This window comes from Pseudomonas sp. FW300-N1A1 (genome assembly GCF_058789115.1).
Genome location: NZ_JBYTBK010000027.1, coordinates 18,796 through 37,428 on the forward strand (window position 1 = coordinate 18,796; position 18,633 = coordinate 37,428).

The 18,633-nt window shown below is 59.6% G+C and carries 20 protein-coding genes and 1 pseudogene; 8 read left to right on the forward strand and 13 right to left on the reverse strand.

Features of this window, described 5'->3' with window-relative positions:
- Positions 1-53 precede the first annotated feature (53 nt).
- Positions 54-1,154 (forward strand): polyamine ABC transporter substrate-binding protein, encoded by a 1,101-nt coding sequence (locus tag AC3WQN_RS17840; RefSeq protein WP_103402124.1) that lies wholly within the window; start codon positions 54-56, stop codon positions 1,152-1,154.
- Positions 1,155-1,198: 44 nt separating this feature from the next.
- On the opposite strand, the gene AC3WQN_RS17845 is transcribed toward AC3WQN_RS17840, so the two are convergent.
- Both AC3WQN_RS17845 and AC3WQN_RS17850 read right to left on the reverse strand, forming a co-directional pair.
- Positions 1,199-1,600 carry a hypothetical protein gene (locus AC3WQN_RS17845; RefSeq protein ID WP_103402125.1) on the reverse strand — a complete coding sequence of 134 codons (402 nt, stop codon included), beginning with the start codon at positions 1,598-1,600 and terminating at the stop codon, positions 1,199-1,201.
- 118 nt (positions 1,601-1,718) lie between these two features.
- Positions 1,719-2,432, reverse strand: a complete 714-nt coding sequence (locus AC3WQN_RS17850) for a murein L,D-transpeptidase catalytic domain family protein (protein WP_103402126.1) — start codon at positions 2,430-2,432, stop codon at positions 1,719-1,721.
- Positions 2,433-2,578: 146 nt separating this feature from the next.
- On the opposite strand from AC3WQN_RS17850, the gene AC3WQN_RS17855 reads away from it, so the two are divergent.
- From AC3WQN_RS17855 to AC3WQN_RS17875, 5 genes are all read left to right on the forward strand, one after another.
- The gene (locus AC3WQN_RS17855) at positions 2,579-4,150 is read left to right on the forward strand and encodes a L,D-transpeptidase family protein (protein ID WP_103402127.1); all 1,572 of its coding nucleotides are present in this window, start codon (positions 2,579-2,581) and stop codon (positions 4,148-4,150) included.
- Positions 4,151-4,412: 262 nt separating this feature from the next.
- Positions 4,413-5,111: an AzlC family ABC transporter permease gene (locus AC3WQN_RS17860; protein WP_095146876.1), complete on the forward strand. Its 699-nt coding sequence runs from the start codon at positions 4,413-4,415 to the stop codon at positions 5,109-5,111.
- Positions 5,111-5,422 carry an AzlD domain-containing protein gene (locus tag AC3WQN_RS17865; RefSeq protein ID WP_178081959.1) on the forward strand — a complete coding sequence of 104 codons (312 nt, stop codon included), beginning with the start codon at positions 5,111-5,113 and terminating at the stop codon, positions 5,420-5,422. The genes AC3WQN_RS17860 and AC3WQN_RS17865 overlap by 1 nt, the downstream gene beginning before the upstream one ends.
- A gap of 110 nt (positions 5,423-5,532) precedes the next feature.
- A complete protein-coding gene (locus AC3WQN_RS17870) occupies positions 5,533-6,282 on the forward strand; it encodes a tellurite resistance TerB family protein (RefSeq protein WP_492589205.1) in 750 nt (249 codons plus the stop codon).
- Between the two features lie 180 nt (positions 6,283-6,462).
- Positions 6,463-7,248 (forward strand): sulfite exporter TauE/SafE family protein, encoded by a 786-nt coding sequence (locus AC3WQN_RS17875; RefSeq protein WP_103402182.1) that lies wholly within the window; start codon positions 6,463-6,465, stop codon positions 7,246-7,248.
- Here AC3WQN_RS17875 and ampC read toward each other — a convergent pair.
- From ampC to AC3WQN_RS17890, 3 genes are all read right to left on the reverse strand, one after another.
- A complete protein-coding gene (gene ampC, locus AC3WQN_RS17880) occupies positions 7,245-8,417 on the reverse strand; it encodes a class C beta-lactamase (RefSeq protein ID WP_103402183.1) in 1,173 nt (390 codons plus the stop codon). The genes AC3WQN_RS17875 and ampC overlap by 4 nt on opposite strands.
- 169 nt (positions 8,418-8,586) lie before the next feature.
- A complete protein-coding gene (locus AC3WQN_RS17885) occupies positions 8,587-9,633 on the reverse strand; it encodes a class I SAM-dependent methyltransferase (protein ID WP_095083142.1) in 1,047 nt (348 codons plus the stop codon).
- Between the two features lie 396 nt (positions 9,634-10,029).
- Positions 10,030-10,395, reverse strand: coding sequence for a VOC family protein (locus tag AC3WQN_RS17890; protein WP_103402184.1), 366 nt, complete (start codon positions 10,393-10,395; stop codon positions 10,030-10,032).
- Between the two features lie 187 nt (positions 10,396-10,582).
- Between AC3WQN_RS17890 and AC3WQN_RS17895 the strand changes: the two genes are divergently transcribed.
- The gene (locus AC3WQN_RS17895) at positions 10,583-11,110 is read left to right on the forward strand and encodes a DUF4174 domain-containing protein (RefSeq protein WP_103402185.1); all 528 of its coding nucleotides are present in this window, start codon (positions 10,583-10,585) and stop codon (positions 11,108-11,110) included.
- A 162-nt stretch (positions 11,111-11,272) separates the two neighbouring features.
- Here AC3WQN_RS17895 and AC3WQN_RS17900 read toward each other — a convergent pair whose 3' ends face one another.
- The 3 genes from AC3WQN_RS17900 to AC3WQN_RS17910 are packed head-to-tail and all read right to left on the reverse strand — an operon-like array spanning position 11,273 to position 13,874.
- The gene (locus AC3WQN_RS17900) at positions 11,273-12,454 is read right to left on the reverse strand and encodes an acetyl-CoA C-acetyltransferase (protein WP_103402186.1); all 1,182 of its coding nucleotides are present in this window, start codon (positions 12,452-12,454) and stop codon (positions 11,273-11,275) included.
- Between the two features lie 23 nt (positions 12,455-12,477).
- Positions 12,478-13,137, reverse strand: a complete 660-nt coding sequence (locus AC3WQN_RS17905) for a CoA transferase subunit B (RefSeq protein ID WP_103402187.1) — start codon at positions 13,135-13,137, stop codon at positions 12,478-12,480.
- A gap of 38 nt (positions 13,138-13,175) precedes the next feature.
- Positions 13,176-13,874: a CoA transferase subunit A gene (locus AC3WQN_RS17910; protein ID WP_095146890.1), complete on the reverse strand. Its 699-nt coding sequence runs from the start codon at positions 13,872-13,874 to the stop codon at positions 13,176-13,178.
- Positions 13,875-14,042: 168 nt separating this feature from the next.
- Between AC3WQN_RS17910 and AC3WQN_RS17915 the strand changes: the two genes are divergently transcribed.
- Entirely contained in the window at positions 14,043-14,927 is an 885-nt protein-coding gene (locus AC3WQN_RS17915; RefSeq protein WP_095083154.1) for a LysR family transcriptional regulator, read from the forward strand.
- A gap of 121 nt (positions 14,928-15,048) precedes the next feature.
- Here AC3WQN_RS17915 and AC3WQN_RS17920 read toward each other — a convergent pair whose 3' ends face one another.
- The 5 genes and pseudogenes from AC3WQN_RS17920 to AC3WQN_RS17940 form a co-directional block, all read right to left on the reverse strand.
- Positions 15,049-15,423, reverse strand: coding sequence for a hypothetical protein (locus AC3WQN_RS17920; protein ID WP_146038401.1), 375 nt, complete (start codon positions 15,421-15,423; stop codon positions 15,049-15,051).
- A gap of 116 nt (positions 15,424-15,539) precedes the next feature.
- A complete protein-coding gene (locus AC3WQN_RS17925) occupies positions 15,540-16,592 on the reverse strand; it encodes a hypothetical protein (RefSeq protein WP_103402188.1) in 1,053 nt (350 codons plus the stop codon).
- Positions 16,593-16,655: 63 nt separating this feature from the next.
- A pseudogene (locus tag AC3WQN_RS17930) lies at positions 16,656-16,789 on the reverse strand (IS5/IS1182 family transposase); the annotation flags it as partial.
- Between the two features lie 172 nt (positions 16,790-16,961).
- Positions 16,962-17,831, reverse strand: a complete 870-nt coding sequence (locus AC3WQN_RS17935; protein ID WP_158248625.1) for a tetratricopeptide repeat protein — start codon at positions 17,829-17,831, stop codon at positions 16,962-16,964.
- A 7-nt stretch (positions 17,832-17,838) separates the two neighbouring features.
- On the reverse strand, positions 17,839-18,627 hold the full coding sequence (locus AC3WQN_RS17940; RefSeq protein WP_146038402.1) for a hypothetical protein: 789 nt from the start codon (positions 18,625-18,627) through the stop codon (positions 17,839-17,841).
- Between the last annotated feature and the right edge of the window lie 6 nt (positions 18,628-18,633).

The window sequence follows — 18,633 nt, forward strand, 5'->3', positions numbered from 1 at the left end:
AGACATCGCCCGCGAACGGGCCGATGATCGTGCCGTCGCTCTGGAGTCTTGCGATGAAACCTCTGTGTAGCGTGCAACTGGCCGCGGCCGCTTTGCTCAGCCTGGGAATGGCCTGCGCCAGCGCCGCCGAACCCAGCGTCTCGATTTACAACTGGTACGACTACATCGCACCGGATGCCACGAAAAACTTCCAGCAGGAAACCGGCGTCGCCACGGTCTATGACGTGTTCGATAATGGCGATGTGATGCAGAGCAAGCTCATGGCCGGGAGCAGCGGTTATGACGTGGTGGTCGCCAGCAGCGAGCTGCTGCCCAACCTGATCAAGGCCGGGGTGCTCAAGGAACTGGATCGCAGCCAGCTGCCGAACCTGCCGCACCTGGACCCCGAGATCCTGGCCAAGGTGCAGCGCAACGACCCGGGGAACCGTTTCGCCGCGCCCTACCTGTGGGGCACCACCGGCATGGGCTACGACGCCGACAAGGTCACGGCATTGCTGGGCGCGCAGGCGCCGGTCAACTCCTGGGACCTGATTTTCAAGGAAGAGAACATTGCCAGGCTGAGCCAGTGCGGCGTGGCGATGCTGGACTCTCCCAATGAAATCATTCCGGTTGCACTGCACTACCTCGGACTGCCGTACAACAGTCATGACCCCGAGGACTACCGCAAGGCCGAGGCGCTGCTGCTCAAGATCCGCCCGTATATTCGCTACTTCGACTCATCCCGGTTCATCTCCGACCTGGCCAACGGCAATGTCTGCGTGGTGCTCGGCTGGTCGGGCGGTGTGTATGACGCGCAACTGGCCTCGGAGAAGGCGGGCAACGGCCGCAATCTGGTCTACAGCATCCCCCGTGAAGGGGCACCGGTCTGGGTGGAAAACCTGGTCCTGCTCAATGACGCACCGCATCCGCAACAGGGCCTGAGCTTCATCAACTACATGCTGCGCCCCGAGGTCATTGCCGCGACGTCCAACTACCTGGGCTACCCGAACGCCAACAAGGACGCCACCGCACTGGTCGAGCAGAAGGTGCGCGACAACCCGGGCGTGTATCCCTCGGCCGCCACCATGGCGACGCTGTTCCCGCTGGAGCCTTTGCCGCTGAAGATGGAGCGGGTGAGAACCCGGGTGTGGAGCAAGGTGAAAACCGGCAGTTGAACCCAAGGGCACCACCCAAGGGACTGGGTGCCCGTTGCACCGGCTCAGGCGTCGCGCAACAGGTCGTGTTCGTTGAGCAGTTCGTAGGCAATTTCCGGGTGGTTTTCCAGGCCGCGCCGAATGGCGGCGGGGATGGTCTTGCGAGTCTTGCGACACAATCCGGGCAGCTCCAGCAGCCGAATGCCGATGCCGAGCATGCTGCGCACTTCATGGACGCTGGGGGTGATTTCCACGCGAATGCCCAGTTGCTCGTACATTCGCTGCCGCAGGCGCTGCAGATCGGTCAGGCTCTGCAGGTTTTCCAGACGTTCGAGCAGGCGCTTTTCCTCAGGCCGGGTCAGTTGCAGGATGCGCACATCAGTCCCGGCTGATTCCAGCAACTGGTCACGCCCGCAATCGCAGGCGCCGGATGGGCAGGGTGAGCGAATCGGCAAAGAGGCTGTCATGGTCTCCCATCATAGCTAGGGTCTGTTGACGTGTGGTGGTGGGCATCCGTCGCGGCCGTCACCAAACGTCAACAGACCCTAGGGAAAATCGCCTGTGCGGAGCCTTTCAGGTGACCGGCTAGCCTTTGTTGTTGGCAAGGATGCTGGCCACCTGGCGCGGTTGGCAGTTGAGATAGGGCGATGACTTCAACCAGCGCTGGTCCGGATACCAGGAAAACATGAACTGGCCGTCCTTGAGTTTGTCGATCACCTGGCGTGCCACCTGTGGCCGTACCGCCGGGCAACCCTGACTGCGGCCGATGCGGCCCTGGCGCTCGCTCCACAACGGGCTTACGTAGTCCGCGGCGTGAATCACGATCGCCCGATCACGGGCCTGGTCATTGAAACCGGGCTCCAGGCCGTCCATGCGCAGGGAATAGCCGTGGGCGCCCTGATAACTTTCCTGGGTGCGAAACAGCCCCAGACTGGACTGGTAGCTGCCCACGCGGTTGGAGAATCGGGTGGCAAAATTTTCACCGGACATTTGGCCGTGGGCCACCAGGTCGCGCAACACCAGGGCTTTCTTGCGCAGATCGAAGATCCACAGACGTCGCTCTGTGGACGGCTGCGAGTAATCGATCACGGCCAGGTGCTCGGCCCGCCGGGCGCCATTGTTGACCGCGCATCGCATGGCGCTCAGGGCACTTTTTAGCGCTTGGGGATTGAGTTCCGGCGCGGCGTGCGCGAGGCTGTTATACAACGCCTGATGAGTGGTGCTGGCGGCGAGCGCCGGACTGCAGAGGGCGCCAAGGGTGGTGACTGCCAGACAGATCCGGCGCAAAAAAGTCAGCATGGGTAGAGAGTCCTCATTGTTTCTGTTGGCTCCCGACTTCCTGTCGCTCCCCGGGCAGGTCCGTTTACGGGCTCGCCTGACGCTCGCCGCACCTGCTGCAGAGGTCGACCGTCAAAACCTGACGGCCATGGATTGGAGTAAAGCAGTTGTTCAAAAAGCACGCATGTTACTTGAGCCTTTATTTGCTCGCTGTGCCATTGGTCGCGACTGCCCAGAATGAGCTCGCTGATCACGACGCGCCGTTGCCATTGGCGCTGACCCAGTTACCGGTGGATTGCCCGGGCCTGAAAATGCGCCCGAATGCTTCGGCGCTGGCGTTGGTGCAGGCTTTTTACCAGCAGCAAAACCAGGCCCCGGTGTGGTCTGGCGACGCACGCTTGCCGGCCTTGCAGGCGCAGTTGGCGCAGTTGGCCGATGACGGCCTGGACCCGCAACGTTACAGCCTGCCCAAGGAAGAGGCGGTGGGTGGCCCGCTGTGTACCGATATCGGCATTAGCCTGCGTTACCTGCAAGCGTTGCGGGAGCTGCGTTACGGCCGCTTGCAGCAAAGCCGTTTCGAACCGATGTGGCGTGCCCAGCCATCGCAGATGGATCGCAATGCCGAACTGCTGGCCATTGCCGGATCCGGCTTGCAGGACATGGCGGCGGCCTTTGACGCCGCCCGCCCGGGCCTTGAGCAATACCGCAGCCTGCGCGAGGTCTACTCCCTGCAGCGTCAGCAACTGCTGCCCCATTGGCCGGTCGTGGCCAGCGGGCCTTTATTGCGCCCCGGCATGCAGGATGCACGCATACCTGGACTGGCTCAGCGGCTGTTCGGCGAGGGCTACTTGCCCTTCATGCCGGTGCTGGTCGGCACGGATTACACCGCTGAGCTGGCCAGCGCGGTAAAAAATTTCCAGCTCAGCCATTCGCTGCAAGCCGATGGCGTTATCGGGCCGGGCACCTTGACCGAACTGAACATCAGCTCGCAGGTACGACGTGAGCAGCTGCGCATCAACCTCGAGCGTTTTCGCTGGCTGGCCCAGGACATGGAACCCGACAGCCTGTTGGTCAATGTGGCCGCCGCTCAGTTGACCGTGTTCCAGGACGGTGTCCCGGTCTGGCAGACCCGCACCCAGGTCGGGCGTGCCGAGCGCCAGACCCCGTTGTTGAAGTCCCACGTCACACGCCTGACGCTGAACCCGACCTGGACGGTACCGCCGACCATCATGCGTGAAGACAAGCTGCCGGAAATCCGACGGGACCAGGCATTCCTCAGCCGGCAGGACCTGCGGGTGCTCGACCGTGATGGAAACCCGCTAGCGGCGGAGGACATCGACTGGGACAACCCGGGTAACATCCTCCTGCGCCAGGATGCCGGACCGAGAAATCCGCTGGGGCAGATGGCCGTGCGCTTCCCCAATCCGTTTTCCGTGTACCTGCACGACACCCCCAGCCAGGCGCTGTTCCAGAAAGGTCCACGGGCCTTCAGCTCAGGTTGTGTGCGGGTCGAGCATGCCATGCAGTTGCGCGACCTGCTGTTGAGTCCGGCGGAACGCCTACGCACCACCGAGCTGCTGGCCACCGGGCGCACGCACGAATTCAGGCTGTCGGTGCCCGTGCCGATCCTGCTCAGCTACTGGACCGTGCAAGCAGACGGCCATGGCCGATTGCTGTATGCCCCGGATATCTATAGTCGCGACCCGGTGTTGGTGACCGCGATGAGCAATACGCTTTGAGCCCCAGGGTCTGTTGACGTTTGGTGACGAACCGCGTTGCGATGCCAACGTGCGCGAGGCAAGGCGCGGGATGCCGCCAATGGTTGTTCCCTTGGCAAATCCCGCAACGCAGCCTCGCGCACGTTGGCGCGCAACCCGAAGGGCCGCCGTCGCGGTCGTCACCAAACGTCAACAGACCCTAGGTGCAACCGCGCAAGATTGTTCAAGACACGCGGCCGATTGACTGACACATTTGCAAACCCTTTCTTTGTTGTAGAGCGCTATGTCTGACACGTTATTGCCGCGCAGTGCCTTTCTGCGCGGAGCCGTTGCCGTCATGCCCTTGTCCCTGGCGACCGCGCCCTGGGGCTTGCTGGCGGGTTCCATGGCCATCGAGGCCAATCTCACGCCATTGCAGGGCCAGGGCTTGTCGAGCATCGTCTTTGCCGGTGCCGCGCAGTTGGTGGCGATTGGCATGCTCAAGGGCGGGGCCGGGATTTTCTCGATTCTGCTGACCACCTTGCTGCTGACCTCCCAGCACCTGCTGTACGGCATGAGCATGCGCCCCGTAGTGTCGCCACTGCCGGGCCGCTGGCGGGTCGGGCTGGGCTTCTTGCTCACCGACGAACTCTTCGCCCTGACCAGTCAATTCGACCAGCAGCAGTTCAACCGCTGGTATGCGCTGGGGGTCGGGCTGACGTTTTACGTGGCGTGGAACCTGTTCACCCTGGCCGGCATTGTGCTGGGCAGCAGCATTCCGGGGCTGGAACACCTGGGGCTGGACTTCTCCATCGCCGCCACCTTTATCGCCTTGATCACCCCAGTGGTGCGCAGTATCCCGACGGTGGTGTGCGTGGCGGTCTCGTTGTTCTGTTCGGTGTTGTTCAACTACTGGCAAGTGGGGTCGGCGCTGGTGCTGGCCGGTTTGCTGGGGATGAGTGCCGGGTTTGTCTGCAACAAGTTTTATGGAGCACGCACATGATGGTCTGGGCAGTTATTTTCGGCATGGGGCTGCTGGTGTTTCTCAACCGCTACGTGTTCCTGGAACCACGCTTGCCGGTGCGCCTGAGCAGCAATGCGCGGCAGTTCCTCGGGTTCGCGGTGCCGGGGATGCTCACGGCGATCTGCGGGCCGATCGTGTTCATGCCGGACCACCAACTGAATCTGCAATGGGACAATCCGTACCTGCTCAGTTCGATGGTGGCCATTGGCTTGGTGCTCTACACCCGCAGTACCTTGATCAGCATGTTGCTGAGCATGGCGTTCTTTTTCCTACTGCGCTGGTGGTTGTGACCTGGGCCTTCAGCGCTTTGAGGGATGCGTCGGTCGGACGGTCATGGCGCAATCGGCCGCGAGGGCTATCGTTGCCTGACTGAATTACTGCCTTCGAAGAGGACACCGTCATGAACACCAGCGATCTGCTTGAACAATTGTTGCGGGCCGGCCAGGGCTCGATGAGCCAACAGGGCGGTGGTGCCCCGGCAGGGCAAGGCGGCCTGGGCGACCTGGGGGGACTGCTCGGCGGGCTGCTGGGCGGCGCCGGCGGCGGTGCTGGTTCCGGTGGGGCGGGGATGGGCGGGCTGGGTGGTTTGCTCGGTGGACTGGGCGGCATGTTGGGGAGCGCGGGCGGTGGTGCTGGCGGTTCAACCCAGGGCCGCTCGGGCGGGACCAACTATGCCGCGCTGGCTTCCCTGGGCATGCTGGCGTTCCAGGCCTACCAGAGCTGGCAACGGCAACAGGCATCGGCCCCTCGACAGGCACCGCAGACCGTTGACCAGTTGCTGGGTGGGCCCGAAGTCGAAGATCACAGCCATGCGGTCCTGCGGGCATTGATTGCGGCGGCCAAGGCGGACGGTCGCATCGACCCGCAGGAACAGCAGATGATCAGCACCGAGATCGGTCGTCACACCGATGACCCAGACCTCCAGCAATGGCTCGATGAGGAAGTCGCCCGTCCACTGGACGCGGCCGATGTCGCGACCTCGGCGACCGACCCGGGCATCGCGGCGGAAATGTACCTGGCCAGTGTCATGCTGGTGGACGACCAGCAGGAGGCCGAACGTACGTATCTTGACGAGTTGGCGGCGGCACTGAGTATCGATCCGCAATTGCAGGTGCATCTGGAGCAACAGGCCAGGGGCAGGGCGGTCTAGGGTCCAACCCGGTACTTCAGGCAGGGGCGTTGCCGACCCTTGTGGCATCGATCGTGGCAGGGAGCAGGGCGGGTCGCCGGTTATAAAGTCAGATCATATTGGTATAGGTGGTTATAAGAAAAATCGCTATGCTGCTGCCAGCTTTTTCAGGTCGTCACGCTGGTTCGGTAAGGTATGGCAATGGACTTCGGTAATGTTGGATTTGTAGTTGCAGGCTTGCTTGTCGGGTTCATTGTCGGGATGACCGGAGTTGGCGGCGGATCGCTGATGACGCCGATCCTGCTGTGGTTCGGCATCAACCCGGCCACGGCTGTCGGCACCGACCTGCTCTATGCGGCGATTACCAAGTCCGGTGGCGTGCTGGTTCATCAGAAGAACCGCAACATCGACTGGAAAATTACCGGCTGGCTGACGGCGGGCAGCGTGCCTGCCGTGGCGCTGACCCTGGTGTTCCTCAAGTACTTGAATACCGATCCGCAAGCGACCAACGCGATCATCAAGCAGGCCCTGGGCTTTGTCTTGCTGTTGACGGCACTGGCCATCTTCTTCAAGGGCCGGCTGCTGGCCTTCGCCCATAAACACGCGGGCGACCACTACCACTTGAGCGCCAGGAGCCTGAACCTGCTGACGGTCGGCACGGGGGCGTTGCTCGGTGTGATGGTGGCGTTGACGTCCATCGGTGCCGGGGCCCTGGGCACGGTGGCGCTGTTCGTCCTCTATCCGTTCCTGGCCACCAAGCGCCTGGTGGGCACCGAGATCGCCCACGCCGTGCCACTGACCCTGGTGGCGGGCCTGGGGCATGCGAGCATGGGCAACATGGATTGGCACCTGTTGGGATTCCTGCTGATGGGCTCGTTGCCGGGGATCTACGTCGGCAGCCACTTGTCCGGGCGAATCTCCGATAGCGTTCTGCGTCCTTGCCTGGCCACCATGCTGGTGTTCATCGGCTACAAGTTGGCGTTCTAGTCGCGCGACTCCAGTGCACTGAGGATGTCGTGGGCGGCTTTTACCCTGAGTGCATTGGGGTAGTTCCGGTTCGCCAGAATCACGATGCCGATTTTCCGGCTGGGCACGAAGGCGATATAGGCGCCAAAACCATTGGTTGATCCGGTCTTGTTGATCAGCACATCGGCCTGCGGCGATTGCGCTGGCGTGAGCCAGGTGATCGCTTGCGCTTGCAGGGCCATATCCGACGAGTTGCCCGCCTGCAGTCGATCCAGTGTGACCGGGTAGGGGTAGAGCTCCCATCCCAGGCCCTGAGTCATTTCGCCGGCGCTGTAGTAGCCGGTGTGGGTGGTGGCGATTGCCGCTTGCAGCGCAGGCTCCAGCCGTGCCGGGTCAATGTTCGCTTCGACGTAGCGAATCAGGTCCGCGGTGCTGGACTTCATGCCATAGGCTTCGGAATCCAGGGCTCCGGGGCCAACCCGGACCGGTGCATTGGACTTGTCATAGCCCTGTGCGTAATGGCTCAGTTGGTCTTGCGGGACCTTGAGGTAGCTGTGCTTGAGGCCAAGTCTTGGCAGCAGGTCTTGCTCCATCACGTCATCGAAGGGTTTACCCAGGCTGCGGGCCGCGAGATAGCCGAACAGCCCGATACTTGGATTCGAATACTGCCGGTGGCTGCCGACGGGGTAGCGTGGCGTCCACTTTTTGAAATACCCGAGCATGCGCTGCGCGTCGTCGGCGTCGGCCGGAAACTGCAAGGGCAGGCCGCCCGCGCTGTAGGTGCCGAGCTGGAGCAGGCTGACGTTGTCGAAAGTGCTGCCGCGCAACGCTGGCCAGTGCTTGCTCGCCGGATCACTCAGGGTCATTCGGCCGGTGGCCAGGGCGTAGGCGCCCAGGGTTGCGGTGAAGGTTTTGCTGACGGACCCGAGTTCGAACAAGGTGTCATTGCCGACGGCTTGGCCGCTTTCTCGGGACGCCACTCCGTAATTGAAATAATGCACCTTGCCCTCCACCGTGACCGCGACGGCCATGCCGGGAATGTCCTGCTCTTGCATCACAGGCTTGAGACTGGCGTCCACCACGGCTTTGACCCGCAGGTCTTGTTCATCGGCGCTGGCAACGTGGCTGGCACCGAACATCAATAGACAAGCGCTGAGCAGGCGCAGTCGGGTTGTGGGGCAGGTGTGCATGATCGAACCGATATCCCTATGGGTTGAAGAGGTGACCGGCCTTGGGGAAAGGCATGGCGTAATCGATAAGGGGTCGACTGTATGCGGTTTATCGCCGGACGACAAACGAGGCTGGTGAGCTCGCCTGCCTGTATGACGCACCCGGCGCCATACAGGCGGAGTGAGCGGACTACTTGCGCGCCTCCAGAATCAGGTTGAACGGTGTCTCGGCTGCCCGGCGGAAATGCGTGAAGCCAGCCTCGATGAAGACATCCCGCAGCCGTGCTTCACCCGCTTGTGCACCGAGCCCCAGGCCGACTTCCTGCGACAGCGAGTTGGGCGTGCAGATGAACGTCGATGCCGCGTAGAACAACCGTCCGACCGGGGTCGCGTTCTGGTCGAGCTGGTCAGTGGCATACGGTTCGACCAACAGCACCGTACCGTCGGGCTTGAGCGATTGATACGCATGTTTGGCGGCGCCCACCGGGTCGCCCATGTCGTGCAGGCAGTCGAAGTAGCAGACCAGGTCGTAATCGTTGCCGGGGTAATTCTTGGCCGTGCCCTGGACGAAGCGTGCACGGTCCGCCACGCCGCCTTCCTCGGCGCGCTGGGTCGCCGTGGTGATGGAGGGGGCATGGTAGTCGAAGCCGACGAAGGTCGAGGCCGGGAAGGCTTTGGCCATGACCACGGTTGAAGCGCCGTGACCGCAGCCGACATCCGCCACCTTGGCCCCGGCTTGCAGTTTATCGACCACGCCTTCCAGCGCCGGCAACCACTCGCCGACCAGGTGCGCGCGGTAGCCGGGCCGGAAGAAGCGCTCGGTGCCGCTGAACATGCAGGTGTGGTGATCGCCCCAGGCAAGTGCGCCATCGCCGCGCATGGCCGCGACCAGTTTGTCCTTGTCATGGAACAGTGACGCAATCACCACGGCACCGCCGGCGACGTACACCGGTGAGTCTTCGACGGCCAGCGCCAGGGCCTGCTCTTCCGGCAGGCGGAACGTGCCGTCGCTGTGCTCCATGTAGCCTGAAGCCGCATGGGCGCTAAGCCATTCACGCAGCAGCCGGGCATTGCAACCGGTCTTGCCGGCCAGTGCCTCGGGGGTGACGGGTTGACTGTCGGCCATCGCCCGGTACAGGCCCAGTTCTTCTCCCAGAATCACGTTGGCAAGCATCGCCGCGCCGCCCATGTCGGTAACCAACTTGCCCATGAAGTCATTCAGTTTGCCTTCGTCCATCGCCGGCGCTCCCAAAAAAAGGCCACCGGCGAACGAGGAGGCGTGCAATGACGGCGACCTTTCAGGCGGTGGTCGGGTGGATGATCAGGGCAACAGCGCAGACGTGAAGCAAGGCCATGCCGTCTGCCACGCGAATGCCCGGACACAGCGTATGTCCGGGCAGTTTGGACGCGATACCGTCGTCCTGCTGGGTGTCACTGTGGGGCAGGGCCCCACAGGACGATTACGAATGGGCCATTGGTTCCAGCGTCATGAGCGTGGTAATGGGCAGGCACGCTGCTGATGGACGCGAATTTGGCTATGTCCCCCTACCGGGAACACTTTGAGTGTAGTCCGCGCGCACCCTCCCTGCGTTGATCGCGGGATATTTGCCGTGGGCATCTGGACAAACGGCCACTAGGGGCGGGTCATGATTTCCAGCAGGTGGCCATCCGGGTCATCGAAGTACACCCTGCGCCCGCCAGCCATTTCGTTGATCTGAGCGGGGCGCTGTTTGCCGGGGTCCGCCCAGTACGGCAGCCCTTGCGCCGCCAGGCGCGCGAACACCTGGTCGAAGGTCGGGTCGTCGAGCAGAAAGGCATAGTGCTGCAGGCTGATCGTGTCGTTGTCGTAGTAGTCCAGCGACACCCCGTTATCGAGCTTCACGATCAGCATCGGGCCAAAAGGCGTCGGGGCGGGTAGCCCGAGCAGGCTGGCCAGGAAAGGTGCCGAACGCTGTTTGTCGCGGCACCAGACGATGGTGTGATTGAGTTGCACGCTCATGGCTGAAACCTCCGTGACCCTGCTTTGTGGCTTGCCTCTTCAGGCTAGTTCGCGGCTCGGGATCAAGTTGCGGATTAAGCCCGCTGACCTAAGCTTGGCAACATGGCGGCAGAAATTTCAGGCAGCTGATCTGGATCTTTCGCCTTGATGCGCAATCATATAGCGTGGATATCAAAAGGAGATGCGCATGCTCATTCGGTCACTGACCCTCGCTACGCTGTTCGCTGTTTCCGGGCCTTTGTTCGCTGCCGATAGCGACACACCGCTGGCCCAAGAGCGCGGCAAGACCCGCCCACTGATTGTCATCGCTCCCAGCAGTATCGACCCGACACTGGTCAATCTCAAAAAATCACTGGATGAGCCGGCCAACAAGAAAGCCTTTCAAGAGCGCAACATGGTGCTTTACACCGTGGTCAACCTCATGGGCCAACGCGACGGCAAGGACCTTGACGCGCAAACCACCATGGCGCTGATTCGCGAACTGAAACTGGGCGTCAGCGGCGAGACCAAGGTCATCCTGGTGGGCAAGGACGGCGAGAAAAAACTCGACCACCTGGGGCCGATCGAGACCAGGGTGGTGTTCGAGACCGTTGACCAACTGCCCGCCGCCGAGAAAGAAGCGATGCCGCCACCCCCTCCGGTGGTGGAAACGCCACCAGCCAAGGGCGGCAAGGCGGCCAAACCCGCCAAGCCACCTCAACCGCTGGACGACTGAAAACCAGTGCCGGTGCGCGCCTCCCCACACTTGCGGCCAAGGTGTTTGCGCAAGGGCTGCAGGCATAAAAAAACCCGGCGCAACCGAAGTCACGCCGGGTGTGTTGCCAGTCAACGCGCGGATATCGTGGATCCGCGTGCTGACTGTTGAACGCTTGAAAACTCAGGCCCGTTCGAGGGCCAGTGCCACGCCCTGACCACCACCGATGCACAGGGTGGCGAGGCCTTTCTTGGCGTCGCGCTTGATCATCTCGTGCACCAGCGACACCAGTACGCGGCAACCCGAGGCGCCAATCGGGTGGCCCAGGGCAATGGCGCCACCGTTGACGTTGACCTTGCCCGCATCCCATTGCAGTTCTTTGCCGACCGCCAGTGCCTGAGCGGCGAAGGCTTCGTTGGCTTCGATCAGGTCCAGTTGTTCCAGGCTCCAGCCGGCCTTGTCGAGGCAGCGGCGGGTGGCGGACACCGGGGCAATGCCCATGATGGCCGGGTCGACGCCGGCATTGGCGTAAGCGGCGATCTTCGCCATGACCGGCAGGCCCAGTTGCCGGGCCTTGTCGGCACTCATCAGCAGCACCGCAGCGGCACCGTCATTGAGCGACGAGGCGTTGCCGGCGGTGACGCTGCCGTCTTTCTTGAAGGCCGGCTTGAGCTTGGCCAGTGATGCGGCACTGGTATCGGCGCGGGGTTGTTCATCCACGGCGAAGGACAACGGATCGCCTTTGCGCTGGGGGATCAGGATCGGCGTGATCTCCTCGGCAAAACGCCCGCCTTCAATGGCGGCCGTGGCTTTTTGCTGGGAGGCCGCGGCGAAGGCGTCCTGTTCCTCGCGGGTCAGTTGGTACTTGTCCACCAGGTTCTCGGCGGTGATGCCCATGTGGTAATCGTTGAACGCGTCCCACAGGCCATCGCTGATCATGCTGTCGACCATCTTCGCGTGGCCCATGCGCAGGCCGGTGCGAGCGGCCGGCAACACATAGGGGGCCAGGCTCATGTTTTCCATGCCGCCGGCGATGATCACTTCGGCGTCGCCGCAGCGAATCGCCTGGGCACCCAGGTGCAGGGCCTTGAGGCCCGAGCCGCAGACCTTGTTCAGGGTCATCGCCGGTACCGCGTGGGGCAGGCCGGCGAGGATCGCGGCCTGGCGGGCCGGGTTCTGCCCCGAGCCTGCGGTCAGCACGTGGCCCAGGATCACTTCATCGACCTGATCGGCCGCCAGGCCGGTTTGCGCCAACAACTGGCGAATCACCGCCGCGCCGAGTTCCGGTGCCGGAATGCTGGCCAGTGCGCCCTGGAAACTGCCGATGGCCGTACGGGTGGCGGCGACAATCACGACTTCTTGCATCAGATATCTCCTCAGTACGCGAATCAGGCGAACTGCATTTCCGGAACATGGTCAGGGACGATCAGTTTGCCGGCGGTCTTGCTGACGATTTCGTCGACGCTCACACCCGGCGCACGTTCCTTGAGGATGAATGCGCCGTTGTCGATTTCCAGGTAAGCCAGGTCCGTCAGCACGCGCTTGATGCAGTTGGCGCCGGTCAGCGGCAGGCTGCAATAGGACAGCAGTTTGGACTCACCGTCCTTGGAGGCGTGGGTCATGGTGACGATGATGTTGTCGGCACCGGCCACCAGGTCCATCGCACCGCCCATGCCCTTGACCAGTTTGCCAGGGATCATCCAGGAGGCGATGTTGCCGTGTACGTCGACTTCAAAGGCACCGAGCACGGTGAGGTCGATATGGCCGCCGCGGATCATCGCGAAGGATTCGGCGGAGGAGAAAATCGACGCGCCAGTGCGGGCGGTAACGGTTTGCTTGCCGGCGTTGATCATGTCGGCGTCGACCGCGTCGTCAGTCGGGAAGGCGCCCATGCCGAGCAGGCCGTTTTCCGACTGCAGCATGACTTCCATGCCTTCTGGAATGTAGTTGGCGACCAGGGTCGGAATGCCGATGCCCAGGTTTACGTAGTAGCCGTCCTGCATTTCGCGGGCGACGCGCTGAGCCATTTGTTCGCGGGTAAGAGCCATTTTTTATTCTCCGTTGTTCGTCGGGCTGGGGGCGAGAATCACTTGCGCACGGTGCGCTGTTCGATGCGTTTTTCGAACGTGCCGCAGATGACCCGGTCAACGTAGATGCCGGGGGTGTGGATCTGGGTCGGGTCCAGCTCGCCAGGTTCGACGATCTCTTCGACTTCGACCACGGTGATCTTGCCGGCGGTGGCCGCCAACGGGTTGAAGTTCTGTGCGGTGTGGCGGTAGACCACGTTGCCGAAGTGGTCGGCTTTCCAGCCTTTGACGATGGCGAAGTCGCCGGTGATGGATTCTTCCATCAGGTACGGACGGCCATTGAACTCACGGATTTCCTTGCCTTCGGCCACCGGGGTGCCGACACCGGTCGCGGTGAAGAAGGCCGGGATGCCTGCGCCGCCTGCGCGCATTTTTTCCGCCAGGGTACCCTGGGGGGTCAGCACCACTTCGATTTCGCCGCTGAGCAACTGCTTCTCGAACAGGGCGTTCTCGCCCACGTAGGAGGCCACCACCTTGCTGATCTGGCGGTCTTCGAGCAGTACGCCCAGGCCAAAGCCGTCGACGCCGCAGTTATTGGAAACCACGGTCAGGTCGCGGGTGCCTTTGTGTTTGATCTCGGCGATCAGGTTCTCCGGAATGCCACACAGGCCGAAGCCACCCGCAATCACGGTCATGCCGTCTTCAAGGCCGGCCATGGCCTCTTCATAGGAACTCACGCGCTTGTCGAAACCTGCCATATGCACCTCTTTTGTTCTTTGTGGGCGGCTGGCTAGCCGTAGGGGAGCAGTGTTGCGCCGATGGATATATTTGTTAAATTGATTTTTAGGTTAGATTGATTGATAAGTCTCATTAATTGGTTGCGAGCAGCGTGCAGCCTGCAACTGATAGCGGGAGTAGAACGACCGATGACCGTCAAGCAGATCCGGGCATTTCTGGCGGTGGCCCAGAGCCTAAGCTTCGCCGTGGCCTGTGAGCGCCTGCACCTGTCGCAGTCGGCGCTGAGCCTGACCATTAAGGCACTGGAAGAAAGCTTGGGCGGGCGGTTGTTCAGCCGGACCACGCGCAACGTGGCGCTGACCCCGGAAGGTGAGTCGCTGTTGCCGCTGGCCCGACGGCTGATTGCCGACTGGGACAACACCGAGGACGAAATGCGCCAGCGCTTCACCCTCCAGCGCGGCCGGGTGACCCTGGCGGCCATGCCTTCGTTTGCCGGCAACCTGCTGCCACCGATCCTCAAGACTTTCCGTGCCCGTTACCCCAAGGTCAACGTCACGGTCAACGATGTGATCAACGAACAGGTGCTGGAAATGGTCCGCGACCGCCAGGTGGAACTGGGCGTGGCCTTCGAGCCGATGCAGAGTTCTTCGCTGGAGTTCACCCCGCTGTACCTCGACCGGTTTATCGCGGTGGTGCCCAGTGATTCGCCGTTGGCCGAGTTGACTGAAATCGACTGGAACACCCTGCTGGAACAACCCTTCATTACCCTGCAACGACCGTCCACGGTGCGGGTGATGCTGGAAGAACACCTGCAGGCGCGCCAGACCCGGCTGCCGGTGGCGTTCGAAAGTCATCAGTTGGCCACGGTCGGGCGCATGGTCGCCAGCGGGCTGGGTGTCAGCGCCGTGCCCGCCCTGTGTGCCGAACAGATGCGCGAGCTCGGCGCCCGTTGCATCCCCCTGAGCGAACCGACCATCGAACGCGCCATCGGTGTGCTGACCCGCCCCGGTGCCGAACTGTCGACGGCGGCCCAGGCGCTGTTCGACATCCTCAAAGGTGAGGTCCGGCTGTAGGCCCGCAAAGCGAACCTATGATGTTTGGCCATCGTGGGCTCTTGCCTTTGATGGGCGCGGACTCTACTGAATCCCGACGCTTGCAGGGTTCAAATGAGTTTTGACTGATTTCGTACAGAGCCTAGGGTTTAAAGGATGTTCTGACTTCGCCGTGCTTATCTACGGTGCCTATTATTTTTCTCACGATATTATAGCTACCCCCATCGTCATTGGTTTTTTTGTCATCAAGCAAGACCGTGATCTTTTCTCCTGGTGTATAACCAATTGTTTTAATGAGGAGTCCCACAGTGTCCCCAGAGGATGCACTTTCAAGCTCGATAGAAAAGTCACTTGCCATCCATGTTGCCGATATGATTTCTTTACCATCGTCGTGTAATGGAGTGGTCGCACTTCCTGTGCTCTCTATCGTTCCGGTCGGGGTGGGGCAAACCACATTGCTGCAAGCCGTTGTCAGGAGGCTCAGCGCGCAAATTACTACTAACGATGTAAAATTCATTATTTGCTCGCTGTATGGTTTTCACAGGGCGGCGTGCTTAATGTCAATTGGCGCTGAGTCGTCTTTCAAGAGTGGCCTTGCTATCATTTTATGGCCAATTGATGCATTTTAAATGGTTATTTCCGCTTGATTATATAAAGGTGCTCATTCGCTGAAAATAGAGAGTATTTTAAATTTGGATTTGTGTAGTAGGCAAAATCTACGAGTAAGCTCTCTTTTGGTGGAAAAGTTTCACCCTTGAAGTCAGTGCGGGATAAGCTGCCTTTGTTTTTGAACTTCAAGCTGCTTTCACCCACCGTCACTTGATAATAACCTACGCCATCCCAGCTGTAAGACATGTGGCAACCCACCTGATCTGAGGCGCAGAATTTACTGTATGTTTGTCTTTCAAAGTATGGGATTGTAATGTTGTTTGGCGGTACATATCGTCCAAAACTACGTTCAGTGTCAGTGAAGTCTGTGAACAAGGTGTTGAAGCCTGATATTCTTTTGCCAGAATAATCAGATTTTAATGAATTCCCGTACAGGATGTACCACTCGCTCGTTGAGTTAAGATAGTATATTTTTCGAATTCGTCGCTTGTTTTCTTGTGGGCTGATTTTTTCCCAAGCTGCAACGTCATCCAGTCGCGCGCTTTTTCTTACGACTTCTTTGTAGTAAGCGTCGACCTGTTCGGTACTCCAGGTTAACTCTTGGTTGACGGGAATAAACGGTTTCTTTGTATTGTCACCGTTGAATGGCCAGGTGGAGTAGTAAGCCTTCTCTTTGTTTACCAGAAAAACACCATCAACCATTTCTTCATTGCCGGTGTTTTCCTTTGCCAGGAAGCTTCTTGTAAATTGACGTCTGTCAATAATATTTCCAGAGGTGTCCAGTTTGTAGAGTTCGTACAAGCGGGTGCTGTTGTCAATGTCTGTTGCGACTTTAATGATGACGTTGTTTGTGACTTTATTGATGCTGTGTTCGACTGTGGCTCGCGGTGGGGTTTTAAACTTTTCAATGGTGTAGTTTTCGAACTCTGTGATTTCGTCGATATATTTATAATCTACGAATTCAGTGGGTAGCTTTTCTATTTTCTCGCTAGAAAAAAGCGGGGGAGAGTCTTGGTAACCGCAACCCGCCAATACGCTGAGTGCGGAAATGGTAAAAAATGAGATGATTAGGTTCATATATACGATCTTGATCCGTCAAGGTGGCTCGTTGCTTATGCCATAATGCTGCTAACTTCTCAGCCTCGCAGCTATCGACCAGATGATTTCCCGTTCCGCATGCTTCGATTGTGTGGCAGCATCAGTGTAGCTCGCATCGCCAGAAACGTAGCTCTTCCACCCTACAACACATCGGCCAGGTTGGCCGCTGTCCCGACAGGTACCCTTTGCGACTCTTGATCGAGGGCAGCGCGGCAATCCAGATCACTCTGTCATTTGCAAGTAAATTGAGCCGAAAAACGGGATAAATGCGAGCCGGGCCGATTTCAAATGCGCGCCGTAACAGCTAACGAGTGCCTGATCTTTGCCCGCGAACCATGAATGAACTATCTAGATTATTGCAATATTTGGGCAGGTTGCATTTTCAGGTGAGCGCCCAAGGAATTCACTTGCCCAAACTCCAAAGGAGACGTACCAGGGGTCATTGACATCAAGTAATTCTGCTTCGGCTTCTTCAAGCCCGCTGTTCGCCGCATTTTGAAGCCAGAGCCTGCTCTGTTTCGAATCTACGGCGACATTATGATCCCCTGAACCATAAATTTGACTAAGGGTAAATTGAGCTTGCCCGTGATGCTGCAGGGCTGCCTGACAGAGCCAGTACGCGGCTTTGCGATCGTCAGAAGAATACGCGGCGTCCATTTCGTTCATGCTTCCGTCTGCTTCCATGGCGGCCTGTTCGATGCCGCGAGTATCGGTCCAGTACAATGTACTCAAGGTATATTGAGCTTCGGCATTGCCCTGTTTGGCAGCTTGCTCATACCAATACATGGCTTTCATTACATCTTGTTCGACCCCGGTTCCTCGCAAGTAGCTAAATCCAAGCTCCATTTGCGCTAAATCCAAGCCTCGTTTTGCTGCCTGCTGTAGATACGAAATCATTCTTTTTTCGTCAGGCTCGCCAACATCGCCATCTCTATAAAGGATCGCTATTTCAAACGCCGCGCGTGCATTACCTAATTCTGCAGCCTTACCATACCAGCGCAACGCACCGGAGTAATTCTGTTGTGTGTAATACGTGTAGCCTAGATTAAAGGCTGCCTGGGCATCGCCTTCTCGGGCTTTTTGAATCCAGGTCATCTCTTGCTCGGCGCCCTCTGCCGCCTGGGCCTCATAAGACTGTTTATCCTCGGCGTGGACCTGCAGGCTTATGACTGACGTTACAGCAAGCAATACGCGTAGTAGCAGGGTATAGACACTCATGATTTTCTCAATTCCCATTAAGTTCGGCCGCTCTCCAAGGAGAACTGTCATTGCTTATGTTTTTCCATACACGCCCATCGGTCGTTCGAAAGGTGCCTCCTGTCGCACAACATCCACCCGCTCCGAACGCCATCCGTCCAAGCCAGACTGTTACTGCGGCCTCTTCTGCTTTGAGAAATTGCCGATCACAGACGGTGAAAAATGGATAAAATTCAGGTTCGACAACCAGGAATGCCTCCATATTTTTTAACGCGCCATTTATTCTGTATACCTTACAGTCGTGAACGGCAAAGTGAACAGCTTTCCCCTGCAGCGCGCCCTCGAAGGCAAGCTCTGGTGGAACGTCACGAAGCAAAATCTCTGCTGCACTTGGTGTTAGCTCGGGCTCCGCAGATTCTGTAATCGACGGTACAAGACTGGCCACGCTCAGCACCAACGCGTGAGCACCGACGACTATCCAAAATGGCTTGCGCGAGGGCGGTGCGACACTTCGAAGCGCTTCTTCTATGCGTTGCTTCAGCATATTGCGCAAGATCTGATCATCAGTACTAGATAGTGCGGCTTCATGCTGACCTTGCTCCTGTTGCCATTGGGCAAAGATTTCCATCAGTGGAACATGCTGAAGAACGATACCTGTTATTTTGCGCGCGGTCCTTCCTCCTCCCAAAGGAACACTCAGAGTATCGACAGAAAGCCAGCCCTTTGTGCGTGGCAATATTTGTGGTGTACATGACTTGAGTTCAAAACAGTCGGCGATGGCATCGGCAAGCTTTGGGGCCAAGGTATCGATATTCACGTTCAG

Bases quoted from the DNA above. Each gene is read 5' to 3' on its own strand.
- AC3WQN_RS17925 (WP_103402188.1), bottom strand. From the start codon at position 16,592: ATGAACCTAATCATCTCATTTTTTACCATTTCCGCACTCAGCGTATTG.
- AC3WQN_RS17850 (WP_103402126.1), bottom strand. From the start codon at position 2,432: ATGCTGACTTTTTTGCGCCGGATCTGTCTGGCAGTCACCACCCTTGGC.
- AC3WQN_RS17915 (WP_095083154.1), top strand. From the start codon at position 14,043: ATGACCGTCAAGCAGATCCGGGCATTTCTGGCGGTGGCCCAGAGCCTA.
- AC3WQN_RS17900 (WP_103402186.1), bottom strand. From the start codon at position 12,454: ATGCAAGAAGTCGTGATTGTCGCCGCCACCCGTACGGCCATCGGCAGT.
- AC3WQN_RS17905 (WP_103402187.1), bottom strand. From the start codon at position 13,137: ATGGCTCTTACCCGCGAACAAATGGCTCAGCGCGTCGCCCGCGAAATG.
- AC3WQN_RS17885 (WP_095083142.1), bottom strand. From the start codon at position 9,633: ATGGACGAAGGCAAACTGAATGACTTCATGGGCAAGTTGGTTACCGAC.
- AC3WQN_RS17920 (WP_146038401.1), bottom strand. From the start codon at position 15,423: ATGAATTTTACATCGTTAGTAGTAATTTGCGCGCTGAGCCTCCTGACA.
- AC3WQN_RS17840 (WP_103402124.1), top strand. From the start codon at position 54: ATGAAACCTCTGTGTAGCGTGCAACTGGCCGCGGCCGCTTTGCTCAGC.
- ampC (WP_103402183.1), bottom strand. From the start codon at position 8,417: ATGCACACCTGCCCCACAACCCGACTGCGCCTGCTCAGCGCTTGTCTA.
- AC3WQN_RS17910 (WP_095146890.1), bottom strand. From the start codon at position 13,874: ATGGCAGGTTTCGACAAGCGCGTGAGTTCCTATGAAGAGGCCATGGCC.
- AC3WQN_RS17895 (WP_103402185.1), top strand. From the start codon at position 10,583: ATGCTCATTCGGTCACTGACCCTCGCTACGCTGTTCGCTGTTTCCGGG.
- AC3WQN_RS17845 (WP_103402125.1), bottom strand. From the start codon at position 1,600: ATGACAGCCTCTTTGCCGATTCGCTCACCCTGCCCATCCGGCGCCTGC.
- AC3WQN_RS17870 (WP_492589205.1), top strand. From the start codon at position 5,533: ATGAACACCAGCGATCTGCTTGAACAATTGTTGCGGGCCGGCCAGGGC.
- AC3WQN_RS17860 (WP_095146876.1), top strand. From the start codon at position 4,413: ATGTCTGACACGTTATTGCCGCGCAGTGCCTTTCTGCGCGGAGCCGTT.
- AC3WQN_RS17875 (WP_103402182.1), top strand. From the start codon at position 6,463: ATGGACTTCGGTAATGTTGGATTTGTAGTTGCAGGCTTGCTTGTCGGG.
- AC3WQN_RS17890 (WP_103402184.1), bottom strand. From the start codon at position 10,395: ATGAGCGTGCAACTCAATCACACCATCGTCTGGTGCCGCGACAAACAG.
- AC3WQN_RS17865 (WP_178081959.1), top strand. From the start codon at position 5,111: ATGGTCTGGGCAGTTATTTTCGGCATGGGGCTGCTGGTGTTTCTCAAC.
- AC3WQN_RS17935 (WP_158248625.1), bottom strand. From the start codon at position 17,831: ATGAGTGTCTATACCCTGCTACTACGCGTATTGCTTGCTGTAACGTCA.